The organism is Vibrio furnissii CIP 102972 (assembly GCF_000176175.1).
GTDB lineage: Bacteria > Pseudomonadota > Gammaproteobacteria > Enterobacterales > Vibrionaceae > Vibrio > Vibrio furnissii.
The window spans coordinates 506,182-519,517 of record NZ_ACZP01000013.1; the positions used below are offsets into that span (position 1 = coordinate 506,182).

Sequence of the window (13,336 nt, forward strand, 5' to 3'; positions counted from 1 at the left end):
ATGCCGTCACGAATGCAGCAGCAGTTGAACTTAGTGCTGGAATTGGATCGTCTCAAAACGGTGTTGCGTCGTACACGCGTGAAAAGTGCCGATGGCCGATTGGAAAACAGTGCCGAACACAGCTGGCATGTGGCGATGATGGCGCTGTTGATGCAGGAACACGCCAACGCGCCCGTTGATATTCACCGCGTGATCAAGATGTTGTTGATGCACGACATGGTGGAGATTGATGCGGGCGACACCTTTGTTTACGATACCGCCGCGTCTGCACAACAAGCTGAAAAAGAACTCGCTGCCGCGCAGCGTCTGTTTGGTATGTTGCCTGCCGACCAAGGCGAAGAACTGTTTGGCTTGTGGCGTGAATTTGAAGCGGCACAATCGGCGGACGCCAAGTTTGCCAAAGCACTGGATCGCCTGATCCCGATGATGTTGAATTATCATAATCAGGGCCAGAGTTGGATCGAAAATGGCGTGTCTCGCCAACAAGCACTGACCGTGAACCGTCGCATTGACGAGGGTTCACATGCGCTGTGGGAATACGCACAGCAAATGATTGAACATGCCACCGAACAAGGTTGGCTTAAAGCCTGAAGGACATTTCATGTCGTATTTGCCTTTGGATCAGTACCAAAGAAAATGGATTTTTACTCATCAGTCTATGCCCGTTCCGGCGCAGGACCTCGAACAGATTAAACCCATGTCCCAGATGCGCGCCGCGCAGTTTTGGAAAGAAAACTTAAGCCCACAAAGTCCGGACGCAGAACGTTTTAGTTCGCAGGATTGGCCAAGCAAAGCCAGTAATTGGTGCGCGGAAGTGGATTGGATGAGCGAGTGGGAGAGTGATGACCCTGCGCTGCCCCAAGCTATTCTGGAGCACATGGATTGGCAAGATGACGTGACCGTGTATTTTTGCTATGAAAAATACAACGTGATTGAGACCAAATGGTCGGTCTTCAAACGTCATTGGAAAAACTTCCTGTTTTACGATGATGGCCCCATTCTGCTGGGGCGCCGCCGCCAACAAGCCTTGTGGTTTCATACCGATGGCACGGTCAAAATTGGCCAACACAACGATTAACAAAAAACCGGCTCGCGCCGGTTTTTTTATCGGGTTTAGAAGCGGTTGCAGGTTTTTGCAACCGCACGTTGTCACGATTATTCCTGCGTGATGACGACTTTTCTTTTTGTCGCAGAGAGCGTGCTGCCCATCGACGCGCTGATGATCAGCAAAATTGCTGCCCATTGCGACCAAGCAAGTGTTTCCCCCAGAATCACTAGGCCAGCCATAGCGGCAATCGCCGGTTCTAAACTCATCATCACGCTAAAATGCTGCGTCGATAAACGGCTCAGCGCCATCATCTCTAAGCTGTAAGGCAGGGCGCTCGACAGCACCGCGATGGTCAATGCCATGGGTAAAATCGACCACGTAAACAGCGGGCCAGTCGCTAAACTGGCGCCAATCGGAAAGTAAATCACGGCGGCAATGGACAAGCCAATCGCCACGGTTGCGCCGCCGGAACCCACCGAGCCCGCACGCTGACCAAACCAAATGTATCCCGCCCAGCACCCCCCGGCCGCCAGTGCCAGTGCCACACCAATCGGATCGAGCGCATCGACGCCAGACATGTCCGGCAGCAGCAACGCCAGCCCCGCCACAGCAAGGGCAATCCAAATGAAGTCGCGTTTTTGGCGGGACGACAGCAACGCAAGCATCAAGGGGCCGGTAAATTCGAGCGCGACGCCAATGCCCAATGGAATCCGTTCCAGTGCAAAGTAAAACGACATCTGCATGCCGCCCAAACTTAAACCGTACACCAACATGGCACGCCATTGCGGCACACTCAGGCGCAAACGCCAAGGCCGGAAAATCATCACCAGAATGAGCGCAGACAGCGCGATGCGCAGTGCAACCGTGCCGCCAACACCGACGACCGGGAAGAACTGTTTTGCAATCGACGCACCGGATTGAATGGTCACCATGGCGCACAACAGGCAACCAACAGCAAGCAACACCGGGGATTTGTTCAAAGACATAGACACCAAAAATAAATATGAAACAGGAGGCGCAGCGATTATGCCCCAAATTATGTGTGGTGAATAGAAGCCGCCGTTTCATTTATTTGACGGCCGCGAAAAGGGCGATATTTGCTAGCTGGAACGCACTTTTGAGCACTGCTTTTCAAAGTGCTGTTAATCATTGATCTAACGCCAAACTTTTGTTTTTTGCTGCCTGATAATGAATCCATTCGTTTGGAAAATCTGATTCAAGGCAGGGTGTTTTTTTCGCCGTGCTAAACCCTCAGGAAGAGAGCTTATGATTCGCCACTACCTCAAATACATTATCCCCATCATGGTGCCATTGTTGGTGTTAGCGTTGCCCCTCAGCGCGTTTCCGTTTGACGGGCTTACCATCATTCAGCAACGGGTGATTGCAATCTTCTTGCTGGCAGCCTTGCTGTGGGTGTTTGAGCCGATTCCGATTTATGCCACGTCGGTGGTGATCATTGTGCTTGAGTTATTGATGTTGTCGGACAAAGGCTTGGTGCTGTTTCGCTTGAATCAATCGGCGCCGGAATTTGGTGGCTTATTGCATTACAGCGACATCATGGCGACGTTCGCCAGCCCGATCATCATGCTGTTTTTGGGGGGATTCTTCTTAGCCATGGCGGCGACCAAATACCGCTTGGACGTCAACTTGGCGCGGGTGCTGCTCAAGCCGTTTGGTCAAAATCCTAAATACGTGATGCTCGGATTGATGCTGATCACCGGCGTGTTCTCGATGTTTATGTCGAATACGGCAACCACCGCCATGATGTTGTCAATCCTGACGCCGGTTATTGCAGTCTTTGGCCCTAAAGACCCAGGTCGCATTGCGTTTGCCTTATGTATTCCCGTGGCAGCCAACATTGGTGGGATTGGCACGCCAATCGGCACGCCGCCGAACGCCATTGCGCTGAAATATCTGGTGGGCGAAAACCTGATTACCTTTGGTCAATGGATGGCGTTTGGTGTGCCGTTTGTGATCATCTTGATGACGCTGGCGTGGTTCCTGATTGGCTTTATGTATAAAGCGGAGCAGACCCAAATTGAACTCAGCATCAAAGGCAAATTCCTGAAAACACCGAAAGCGCTCGTGGTGTACGCGACGTTTGCTGTCACCATCATCATGTGGCTGATGGGGTCGTTACACGGCATGAACTCGTATACGGTGGCGTTGATCCCGGTCGCAGTGTTCTCGGTGACCGGCATCATCAACAAAGAAGATTTGAAGAAAATTTCGTGGGATGTTCTGTGGCTGGTGTCCGGCGGGATCGCGCTCGGATTGGCGCTCGACAAAACAGGCCTTGCCGAATTGATGGTGAACAGCATTCCGTTTGATCAATTCTCGCCCTATGTGGTGCTGTTTGGGGCCGCGTTCTTGTGTTTGTTGATGGCCAACTTTATGTCACACACAGCGACTGCCAACTTGCTGATGCCAATCATGGCGGCACTCGGTGCATCGATGGCTTCATTGGTGCCGCTTGGCGGCGAAGTGACCTTGATCCTGGTTGTGACCTTTGCCGCATCATTGGGGATGTCACTGCCGATCAGTACGCCGCCTAACGCGCTGGCACACGCCACGGGTCATGTGCAGAGTAGCCAAATGGCACGCATTGGCGTGATCTTAGGGGTAGTCGGCGTGTTGCTGAGCTTTGTGATGGTGTGGCTGCTGCATGTGCTGGGCCACATTGGTTAACGATCGGTGGTGAACGCACCAGAGTGAAACGTCCGTGAAACACAGTCAGTGGTTAAGTGAATGAACACACAGATGCACGCATTGGTTTTGCGCTATTTCTCCAGCCCGGAACGCACGCTGCGCCTTGACAGTGGCGCAGTGGTGCTGGAACAAAACGGCTACAACGACCGCCTTTACTATGTGCGGTCGGGGGAGTTGACGGGCCATTATCAAGAGAAAGAGGGCAAGTCGATTCGCGTTTTTTCCGCGTCGCAAGGCGCGTTCATCGGGGTGCACAGTTTCTTTTCGGGCAACTGGTTGGCATCGTCAACGGTGGTGGCGCAAAGTGAGGTGGAACTTGGCTGGATCGATCGCCGCACGCCAGTGGTCGATGAAGCCGATTACGGCCCGCTCAGCACGCAATTCATGCCGGTGATGGTTGCTGAGCTGAATCGTCGTCAACGCCGTGCGATGCAGGAATCGGTCGCCAAAGAAAAAGCTTTGGAGCGCCTGCATACCGCCGAGCAGATGACGACTTTGGGTCAACTGGCTGCCGGGATTGCGCATGAATTGAATAACGCGATTGGCGTGGTGAGTAGCAAAACCGAACGCTTGGAAACCTTGTTTTTAGAGCTGTTGGAAGAAGTACACCCCGAAGCGAGCCAATTTTTTGATTTTGGCTTAATGCATGGGCAGAAAGTGTCATCCAGCGAAGCGCGCGAACGGGGCTTGCGTTTTGAGCAGCAATATCATTTGCCGCGCAATGTGGCGCGTGAATTGGCACGTGCGGTGCCAGAACAGGCGTTGTCATCCCATTGGTTGAAGAACCCGCACTTGGCGATTCGCTACTGGCAAATGGGGCGGGACTTGCACGACTTGCGTTTGGCTTCTAAACATACGGTAGGCATTGTGAAGTCGGTGAAGCAACTTGGCCGCACAGAAATCAATTTAGATGAAGACCTCGATCTGAACGATACGCTCAACCGAGCGTTGGCGCTGTTGCAAAGCGACTTACGCCGCGTGTCGGTGCGCATGCGTCCGGGGATTCTGTCGGTGATCAAAGGCTCGGTCACGGAGTGGGTTCAGGTGTGGGTGAACATCATCAAAAATGCCTGCGATGCCATGCAGACCACCGCTGATCCGGCCATCGATATTCATACCCGATACAGCAAACAGCGGCTCTTCATTACGGTCGCCAACAACGGCCCAGAAATTGACGAGGCAACTCGAAGAAAGATATTTCAACCCAGCTTTACCACCAAGAAAGACGGCTTGTCGTTTGGCTTGGGGCTGGGGCTCGCCATCGTGAAACGGATTGTCTCTAGTAACGGCGGCACGATTGTGGTGAAAAGCAATCACGACACCACCATTTTTAGGATCAAACTACCTGTCGAGGATGACTATGGAGAAGCTTAATATCATTTGCGTCGATGACCAGCGAGAAGTGCTGAGCGCGGTGTTACAAGATCTCGAACCGCTGGCAAACTGGCTGAACATTGAAGATTGTGAGTCGGCTTATGAAGTGCTCGATTTGATGGACGATCTCGATGCGCAGGGGGAACACATTGCGCTGATCATTTCTGACCACGTGATGCCGGGCAAAACGGGCGTTGATTTGCTCACGGAAGTCGCGCAAGACTCGCGTTTCAGAGGCACGAAAAAAGTATTGCTCACAGGGCAAGCGACGCACACCGACACGATCAATGCGATCAATACGGCTGGCATTGATCGCTATTTCGAAAAGCCTTGGCACGCCAAGACGCTGGTTGAGTGCGTGCGCAGCCTCGTGACCGAATATGTGTTTGAGCAAGGCATGGATTACACGGAATGGCATCACGAGCTGGACCAGAAAATCGTGCTGGCCCGTTTACGATGAGGCCCGCCGTTACATCACCTGACTGTAACGTTGGGAGATGATGTTTTTCACCTGACGCATGCGCTGTTCACATTTCGCCTGAAGGAATTGGTGCAGCGCGCGCGTCGCGTGATTGAGCAAGCGCTTGTCAGCGCAAACCAAGTAGACCGGACACGGTTCCGATTGCCAATCGGGCATCAGGGGCACCAGCCGACCATCAATGATGTCCTGACTCACATCCAACAAGGATTTGTACGCCACACCGCGACCATTGATCGCCCAGCGGCGCACCACATCGCCATCGTTCGCACTGCGTTTACTTTTCACCACCACCGTGTCTGTTTCCCCCTCTTTCCAAAACGTCCATCGGTTGTGATACGTGTCAGACAGCATAAAACAGAGGCAGTGATGCGCCAGTAAATCGCTGGGTTTGGCGATGGCAGGTTTGTTCGACACATAGTCGGGGCTGGCACAAACAATGCGCGTGTTGCACGTGCAAATGGGCAATGCGACAAAGTTGGAATCTGGCGGTGTGCCGTAGCGAATCGCCAAATCGATCGGGCGGTGATACAAGTTGGTGATGCCGTCGGAGAGATCCAAATTGATCGAAATGTTGGGGTACAGTTCGGCAAATTCATCCAGCCATGTCAGCAGTTGATTGCGGCCAAAATCGGACGGCGCGGAGAGGTTGAGCGTGCCGGAAATGTCTCCTTGCGCTTGCGCGATTTGATCGAGCCCTTCTTGAATGGTGCTGAGCGCAGTTTGGGTTTTTTGCAGCAGAATGTCGCCTTCATGGGTTAAGCGTAAGCTGCGCGTGGAGCGGACAAACAGCGCGAATCCCAACTGGGCTTCTAAACGTTTGATGGTGGCACTGATGGCTGCCGGCGTCACATCTAAACTGTGCGCGGCTTGAGAGAAACTGCCCTGACGAGCGGTTTCAACGAAAATATTGAGATCGTTTAACGCTTTCATATCGTGTCGCAAGTGGCGATAGCTGGGCGTATCACACCATAATTGATTGGCGATGAAAAGCGCCATTTCCGATGAGGGGATGAAAACGGCGCTTAGAGAATAGCGAGATTAAGCGAGGAACTTAAGCTGGCGCGGCTGCAAATATTCAATCCAGCCTTTGTCTTGGGTTAATGCCACGAAGTGCTGAAAATGCTCGGTTTGTTCGTGTTGAGCCAATGCCGCTTCAGAACACCAAATTTCCTGCATCACAAACAGACCAGGAATGGATTCATCTTGAAACAGTTCGTATTGGCAGCAGCCATCTTCATTGCGTGACGGTTCAAGCAGCGCGCGCAAGGCCTGCTCCAGATTTTCTTCTTGTCCGTGGTTGGCTTTGATTTCAGCCATCAAATGTATTGTTGCCATGTTAGCACTCCGTGATGATTTCAGTTTCTGGCCAGCGCGATTTTGGCAGCTTGGCATTAAAGTCGTCTTCTGCGCGGTAACCCAATGGCACCACCACCACGCTGGTCAAGCCTTTTTCACGCAGGCCAAATTCTTCATCCAGCACTTTAAAGTCGACCCCTTCGATAGGCACTGCGTCAATCCCCAAAGTGGACACGCCCAGCAGAACGGTTCCCACGTTCAGGTAAACTTGTTTTTCCATCCAGTGCTGTGCATCTTTCAGGTCAAAACGGTGCATGTTGACAAAGAACGAGCGGCCATTGTGCATGCCTTGTTTGGCGTCTGCGTTGGCAAAGCGGCCATCTTGGTCTTCCACTTCAAGAAGATTGAGCAAGTACTCTTCGTCGATGTTGGTTTTGGCACAGAACACCAACACGTGAGACGCATTCAAAATTTTGGCTTCGTTGAAGATGTAGCGATCGTGCGCAGATTTGGCGATACGTTGTTTGCCTTCTTCTGTGCTGGCAAGAATAAAGTGCCAAGGCTGTGAGTTGGTGCTGGATGGGCTAAAACGAATCAGCTCTTTAATCGCTTCAATGTGTTCATCGCTGATGCGCTTTGTGGCATCGAACGATTTCGTCGAATAACGAGATTTTGCGTGAGCAGTAATATTCATGGATTGTTCTCATTGGACAGTGATTGGCCCAAAAGATAACGTCTTGATGAATAGGGAAAAAGAGTGTTTAGCTTGAAGGACTTTCAAAAAATTTTTGAAAATCGAATCCGCGATGGACGTCAATCGTCGCCATCGCGGGGTTGTGTTAGGGTTTGTCGCTGGGTTCTTGGATCTGATACAGCTTCGATTGGTGCGCATCGCAGGTGGTGTCGCAATCGCACACTTTGTCGACACCAACGCTCGACAAGCCGCCGCAACTGCCTTGAATGGGTTTACGGCGCATCAATACGCCGATACTCATCAACACCACCAAGATGAGAAACAGACCAAAAGCGAGTAGGTAAGTCATCGATTGTCCTTAGCGGTGAATCTTTAGCACACGCTGTAATTTTTCTAAGGTACTCGGTTTGAGTTTAGTGACTGGCGCCGGTTTATGACAGCACGATCCCTGATGACCGCATCCTGAATGTCCTCCGCACGTCGATTTCGCTTTATTGATCGAAGGGCGCGCGTAACTCATGCTGGTCACGGGCGTGAGGCTGCGTTCCGTGAATTGGTCGAGGTCATTGAGGGCAGGGCTGGAAAACACAGCCATTTCTGACGCAAACAGATGGCGAAGCATCGATTCGCCAATGTTTCGCACCACCACCGCTTGCACGTGATGCTGTTGCAAGAGCGTGAGCAACGCGTTCTTTTTGCCACAAGACGTGTGGCGCTCATCGCGATCGAGCGTCGTCTCAATCAATTGTTTAGTCCCCGTTTCACTCTCAAACAGCAGAAACTGTGGGGCTTTAGAAAAATGGTTACTCAGACGTTGGTTTTGAACAGGCAGCGCGTACAGCATCTCTCAGCTCCTTAATGAATGAAGTGGTCTTTATCTTGCGCCAATAATTAGCATATGCCAATTATTATTTTTGCAAATTCATGTTGGCGCGCCAATTTTGTAATTGCAGCGTGACCGGATTCAACATGACCGCTGTATCCGCGCAAGAATTGGCAAAGTTGGTGATGAAGAGCAAAGATACAGTGACGTGAACTGTATTTGTTTTTGTGCCAGCGCTAGAGTGTTTTGTAAACGTTACCAAATAAACCGGCACTTCATGCTCAAACCAAATCGGACCGGTAATCAGACACAACAGGACCTTGAAGAATGAGAACTTTTGCTCAGGTTATCTCAGCGAGAGAGTGGGAAAATCAACACGTTACACACCATCATGTACTGAACGCCCATGCGCCATTGCATGCGTATCACAGCGAAGAGGCGGCGCGAACAAAGCAGCCATCTGCCAATCAGCGGGTGTTAAACGGCCTTTGGAAGTTTGCGTTGTACACCAATCCTGAAAGCGTTCCCTCAGCGGTGATTGAGACAAATTTCAACGATGTTGATTGGGCGAATATCGCCGTTCCGGGCAACTGGCAATGTCAGGGATTCGATAAACCGATATACACCAACATCAAATATCCGTTTGCAGATAACCCGCCGTATGTGCCGCAAGATAACCCAACCGGTATTTATCGCACCCAGTTTAGCCTGAATGAGCACAGCGAAGCATCGCGTTACGTTATCACGTTTGATGGGGTGAACTCAGCGTTTCATCTGTGGTGCAATGGCGAATGGGTAGGCTACTCACAAGACAGCCGTTTGCCCGCAGAATTTGATCTCTCCTCCTATGTGACGGAAGGGGATAACCAACTGACGGTGATGGTAATGCGTTGGTCAGATGGCTCGTATTTAGAAGATCAGGACATGTGGTGGCTGAGTGGCATTTTTCGCGACGTGACGCTCACCACCAAACCAAAGGTGTCAATTGCAGATGTCGAGATCAAGACTGAGTTGGACGCCTGTTTTCGTGACGCCTCATTCAACGTCACCACGTCGCTGAGTGAATGCACGTCGGCGTATCAAGTGGCCATTGAGCTATTTGATGCCCAAGGCCAGAGTGTGTTTGGCAAACGCCACGCGGCTACCGGACAACAGATCGTCGATGAAAAGGGCGCTTGGCAGGAACGCACCCAGCACCGAGTGCCGGTGGCGAATCCGCGTCAATGGAGCGCTGAAGATCCGTACCTCTACCGGCTGGTGGTGACGTTGCATGACAGCGCGGGTGATTGCGTGGATTGCGAAGGATACGACGTTGGGTTTCGTCAGGTCGATATCACCAACGGTGTCCTTCGCGTTAATGGTCAACCGCTGCTGATTCGGGGTGTGAACCGTCACGAACATCATCCGGAATTGGGCCATGTGATGACCCGTGACAGCATGATCCAAGACATCATTCTGATGAAGCAACATAACTTCAATGCAGTGCGCACCGCGCATTATCCCAACCACCCGATGTGGTATGAGTTGTGTGATGAATACGGGTTGTACGTGGTGGATGAAGCCAACATTGAAACCCATGGTCAGTTCCCGATGTGCCGTTTGGCCGATGATCTCACGTGGTTGAATGCCTTTTCGCGCCGCATGACCCGCATGGTCGAACGCGATAAAAACCACCCGTCGATCATCATTTGGTCGCTCGGCAATGAATCCGGAATTGGTGCCAATCATCACGCGCTGTACCAATGGACCAAACAACGCGATCCGTCGCGTCCGGTGCAATATGAGGGCGGTGGCTCCGACACCGCTGCGACGGACATCATTGCGCCGATGTATGCACGAGTGGACACCGATCAGCGACTGGCTTCTGATCCGGCGGTGACCCCCAAACTGGCGCTGAAAAAGTGGATTGGTATGCCGGGCGAGCAGCGCCCGCTGATTCTGTGCGAATACGCTCACGCCATGGGCAACAGTTTGGGTAATTTTCACCAGTATTGGGATGCTTTTCGCGAGTATCCGCGCTTGCAAGGTGGCTTTATCTGGGATTGGGTCGACCAAGGCTTAACCCGCACAGATGAGCACGGTCAGTCATACTGGGCGTACGGCGGTGATTTTGGCGACGAAATTAACGATCGCCAGTTTTGCATCAATGGATTGATTTTCCCTGACCGCAGCGTGCATCCAACCTTATATGAGGCCAAGCAAGCGCAGCAATTTCATCAGATTGAACTGGTCAGCACCGAGCCGCTCACCATTCGTGTGGCGAGTGAGAACCTGTTTACGACGCCCCAAGAGCGTTTGATATGGCACATTACGGAACAAGGCCATCCCATTGCTCACGGGGAGTGTGGCCTAGCGTTGGCGCCGCAAAGTCATGCGACGTTTGTACTGGCTGACACACTGCCGCCTGCCAACATCGGGCTGGATTATCACCTCAACGTGCGTGTCGAACTGGCGCACGATACCTTGTGGGCACCGCGCGGCCACGCGGTGTCGTGTCAGCAGTTTGAGCTGCCGGGTGTGTTTGGTTTGCCACTTGAACAGGGCAATTTATCGGGCGTACCGAAACTTGAAAATGCGCTGAACCGCCTGAAAATTCATGCCCTAACGCAAACCATTGAGTTTGACACGCAAACCGGTGAACTCGATGCGTGGTGGGTGAATGGTGAGCAGCAACTGACGCGTGGCCTGCGAGACAACTTTTATCGCGCGCCGCTGGATAACGACATTGGCACCAGTGAAGCCAATAAAGTGGATCCAAATTCTTGGATTGCGCGCTGGGATGCCATGGGTTTACCGCACTTGAAACGCGAGTGCGTGCAGTTTCGTCACCACCAGTTGAGTGATTGCTGTTGGATTGACGTGCGGTATGTCCACAGCTTTGAAGGCATGGCCGTGATTCACACCCAATGGCAGTACCACATTTATGCCGATGGGGAAGTGCGACTCAGCGTGGATGTGCAAACTGCGTCTGGATTGCCGTCATTACCACGTGTGGGGATTGAACTGGCGCTAGCCGATAAGATTGACGACATCCGTTGGTTTGGTAGAGGCCCGCATGAGAATTATCCGGATCGCAAAACATCGGCGCACATCGGCGCCTATCAAGCTTCGGTGGCCGAGATGCACACGCCCTATATTTTCCCAAGCGACAGTGGGTTGCGCTGCGATGTGAAAGAAAGTGTAGTAGGCGGCTTCACGGTGACTGGGCTGCACCATTTGTCGGTCAGCCGCTATGATGCACAGGGCGTTGCCAACGCGCGCCATACCCACGAGTTACACCCCAATGGCAAACTGTGGGTACGGTTGGATGCCGAGCACATGGGGGTTGGCGGCGACGACTCTTGGACGCCAAGTGTTCATCTGCAATATCAACTGCTCAAACGTCATTATCATTATCAATTCACCTTGGCATTTCGTTAAGCAGTGTCGCAAATTCAAGGGGAGCCGCTTGCTCCCCGAATGCACTCGCGCTACATTGTAAACGTTTACTCAATCCTGCCTCATGGCAGTCTCATTTCGTCTGCAAAATTCGATCATCACCCCCTGCGAAAAAGAGAACCGGATCTCGCTGTTACACTGTGTTACGTTGGCGGCTCTTATTTGTAATTAGCTTCAAAATATTTAAACAAAATTTTACATTTGGATGCGATTGCAACCAAAACATTAACTGCTTCACATTAATTGTCCTTTTGCTCACTATACTTGGCCAAGTAAACGTTTCCATGCAAGTTGCATTTCGATAACGTTTGTCCCCTACATCTATATAACAAAACAACAAATAGGACTTGTTCAATGAGAAAGTTAACTGTACTCGCGATGCTGACTGCCGGCATGGGCTTCGGTTCTCAAGCAATGGCTGACACCACCGTAGGTTTTACCATCTACAAATACGACGACAACTTCATGTCGGTCGTGCGTCAAGCGATTGAGAAAGAAGCAGCAGCAGATAGCAACACTCGCATCCTGATGAACGACTCTCAAAACAGCCAATCGATGCAGAACGACCAAATTGACGTCATGCTGGCTCGTGGTGTGCAAGCGCTAGCTGTCAACTTGGTTGACCCAGCGGCCGCGAAAACCATCATCCAAAAGGCGAAAATGGACGATGTACCCGTGGTGTTCTACAACAAAGAACCAAGCGCGGATGCGATGGCAAGTTACGACAAAGTATTCTACGTCGGCACGGACTCGAAAGAGTCTGGCATCATTCAAGGTGACTTGATTTCTCAGCAGTGGAAAGCAAATCCATCTTGGGACAAAAATGGTGACGGCGTGCTGCAATACGTGATGCTGAAAGGCGAACCAGGCCACCCAGACGCGGAAGCACGTACCACCTATTCTGTGAAAACCATCAACGAAAACGGCATCAAAACCGAACAATTGCACATGGATACCGGCATGTGGGATACCGCGATGGCAAAAGACAAGATGGATGCATGGTTGTCTGGCCCGAACGGTGCGAAGATTGAAGTGGTCATTGCGAACAACGACGGCATGGCGATGGGTGCAGTTGAAGCCCTGCGTGGCGCGGGTGCGAAAATCCCAGTCTTTGGTGTCGATGCGTTGAGCGAAGCGCTGGCGCTGGTGAAATCAGGCGACATGGCGGGTACGGTGCTAAATGACGCGGATTCACAAGCCAAAGCGACCTTTGAACTGGCGCGTAACCTGGCGGAAGGCAAAGAGCCAACCGCAGGCACCCAATGGCAAATGGTGAACAAAGTGGTTCGTGTACCTTACGTGGGCGTGGATAAATCGACCCTCGAATAATGCACGGATTTGGGGGAGGGCATGTGCGCTCCCCAATACCACTTTAACCAATCACCTTTACCCACGATGCAATCAAACGACACACAGATCATGCGCGATGGCATGAGGTCAGGTTTCGTTTGTTCATCGTCGGGAATATGTATC

The 13,336-nt window shown here is 51.8% G+C and carries 13 protein-coding genes; 7 read left to right on the forward strand and 6 right to left on the reverse strand.

Annotated elements, in window-relative coordinates; all coding sequences use genetic code 11:
• Both VFA_RS06280 and VFA_RS06285 read left to right on the forward strand, forming a co-directional pair.
• Positions 1–591 carry an HD domain-containing protein gene (locus VFA_RS06280; protein ID WP_004725748.1) on the forward strand — a complete coding sequence of 197 codons (591 nt, stop codon included), beginning with the start codon at positions 1–3 and terminating at the stop codon, positions 589–591.
• A gap of 10 nt (positions 592–601) precedes the next feature.
• Positions 602–1,078: a DUF2947 domain-containing protein gene (locus VFA_RS06285; protein WP_004725751.1), complete on the forward strand. Its 477-nt coding sequence runs from the start codon at positions 602–604 to the stop codon at positions 1,076–1,078.
• Positions 1,079–1,155: 77 nt separating this feature from the next.
• On the opposite strand, the gene VFA_RS06290 is transcribed toward VFA_RS06285, so the two are convergent.
• Positions 1,156–2,034 (reverse strand): EamA family transporter, encoded by an 879-nt coding sequence (locus VFA_RS06290; RefSeq protein ID WP_004725753.1) that lies wholly within the window; start codon positions 2,032–2,034, stop codon positions 1,156–1,158.
• Positions 2,035–2,317: 283 nt separating this feature from the next.
• Here VFA_RS06290 and VFA_RS06295 point away from each other — a divergent pair, with 283 nt between their 5' ends.
• From VFA_RS06295 to VFA_RS06305, 3 genes are all read left to right on the forward strand, one after another.
• Positions 2,318–3,736 (forward strand): SLC13 family permease, encoded by a 1,419-nt coding sequence (locus VFA_RS06295; protein WP_172475424.1) that lies wholly within the window; start codon positions 2,318–2,320, stop codon positions 3,734–3,736.
• Between the two features lie 72 nt (positions 3,737–3,808).
• On the forward strand, positions 3,809–5,131 hold the full coding sequence (locus VFA_RS06300) for an ATP-binding protein (protein ID WP_370447160.1): 1,323 nt from the start codon (positions 3,809–3,811) through the stop codon (positions 5,129–5,131).
• Positions 5,118–5,591, forward strand: coding sequence for a response regulator (locus VFA_RS06305; RefSeq protein WP_014205019.1), 474 nt, complete (start codon positions 5,118–5,120; stop codon positions 5,589–5,591). Before VFA_RS06300 ends, VFA_RS06305 begins: the two co-directional genes overlap by 14 nt.
• A 9-nt stretch (positions 5,592–5,600) precedes the next feature.
• On the opposite strand, the gene VFA_RS06310 is transcribed toward VFA_RS06305, so the two are convergent.
• From VFA_RS06310 to VFA_RS06330, 5 genes are all read right to left on the reverse strand, one after another.
• Complete coding sequence (locus VFA_RS06310; protein WP_038151421.1) at positions 5,601–6,542, reverse strand: LysR family transcriptional regulator; 942 nt, start codon at positions 6,540–6,542, stop codon at positions 5,601–5,603.
• Positions 6,543–6,650: 108 nt separating this feature from the next.
• A complete protein-coding gene (locus tag VFA_RS06315) occupies positions 6,651–6,947 on the reverse strand; it encodes a putative quinol monooxygenase (protein ID WP_004725760.1) in 297 nt (98 codons plus the stop codon).
• 1 nt (position 6,948) lies between these two features.
• Complete coding sequence (nfsB, locus tag VFA_RS06320) at positions 6,949–7,602, reverse strand: oxygen-insensitive NAD(P)H nitroreductase (RefSeq protein WP_004725762.1); 654 nt, start codon at positions 7,600–7,602, stop codon at positions 6,949–6,951.
• A 145-nt stretch (positions 7,603–7,747) separates the two neighbouring features.
• A complete protein-coding gene (gene nqrM / locus VFA_RS06325) occupies positions 7,748–7,951 on the reverse strand; it encodes a (Na+)-NQR maturation NqrM (RefSeq protein ID WP_004725763.1) in 204 nt (67 codons plus the stop codon).
• A gap of 9 nt (positions 7,952–7,960) precedes the next feature.
• On the reverse strand, positions 7,961–8,446 hold the full coding sequence (locus VFA_RS06330) for a NifB/NifX family molybdenum-iron cluster-binding protein (RefSeq protein ID WP_004725766.1): 486 nt from the start codon (positions 8,444–8,446) through the stop codon (positions 7,961–7,963).
• Positions 8,447–8,752: 306 nt separating this feature from the next.
• Between VFA_RS06330 and VFA_RS06340 the strand changes: the two genes are divergently transcribed.
• Positions 8,753–11,845, forward strand: a complete 3,093-nt coding sequence (locus VFA_RS06340; RefSeq protein ID WP_004725767.1) for a beta-galactosidase — start codon at positions 8,753–8,755, stop codon at positions 11,843–11,845.
• A 372-nt stretch (positions 11,846–12,217) separates the two neighbouring features.
• Entirely contained in the window at positions 12,218–13,192 is a 975-nt protein-coding gene (gene mglB, locus VFA_RS06345; RefSeq protein WP_004725769.1) for a galactose/glucose ABC transporter substrate-binding protein MglB, read from the forward strand.
• The last annotated feature ends 144 nt before the right edge of the window (positions 13,193–13,336 follow it).

Coding starts and splice junctions, on each gene's coding strand:
- VFA_RS06280 (WP_004725748.1), top strand. CDS start 1: ATGCCGTCACGAATGCAGCAGCAGTTGAACTTAGTGCTGGAATTGGAT.
- VFA_RS06285 (WP_004725751.1), top strand. CDS start 602: ATGTCGTATTTGCCTTTGGATCAGTACCAAAGAAAATGGATTTTTACT.
- VFA_RS06305 (WP_014205019.1), top strand. CDS start 5,118: ATGGAGAAGCTTAATATCATTTGCGTCGATGACCAGCGAGAAGTGCTG.
- VFA_RS06310 (WP_038151421.1), bottom strand. CDS start 6,542: ATGAAAGCGTTAAACGATCTCAATATTTTCGTTGAAACCGCTCGTCAG.
- nqrM (WP_004725763.1), bottom strand. CDS start 7,951: ATGACTTACCTACTCGCTTTTGGTCTGTTTCTCATCTTGGTGGTGTTG.
- mglB (WP_004725769.1), top strand. CDS start 12,218: ATGAGAAAGTTAACTGTACTCGCGATGCTGACTGCCGGCATGGGCTTC.
- nfsB (WP_004725762.1), bottom strand. CDS start 7,602: ATGAATATTACTGCTCACGCAAAATCTCGTTATTCGACGAAATCGTTC.
- VFA_RS06330 (WP_004725766.1), bottom strand. CDS start 8,446: ATGCTGTACGCGCTGCCTGTTCAAAACCAACGTCTGAGTAACCATTTT.
- VFA_RS06340 (WP_004725767.1), top strand. CDS start 8,753: ATGAGAACTTTTGCTCAGGTTATCTCAGCGAGAGAGTGGGAAAATCAA.
- VFA_RS06290 (WP_004725753.1), bottom strand. CDS start 2,034: ATGTCTTTGAACAAATCCCCGGTGTTGCTTGCTGTTGGTTGCCTGTTG.
- VFA_RS06315 (WP_004725760.1), bottom strand. CDS start 6,947: ATGGCAACAATACATTTGATGGCTGAAATCAAAGCCAACCACGGACAA.
- VFA_RS06300 (WP_370447160.1), top strand. CDS start 3,809: ATGCACGCATTGGTTTTGCGCTATTTCTCCAGCCCGGAACGCACGCTG.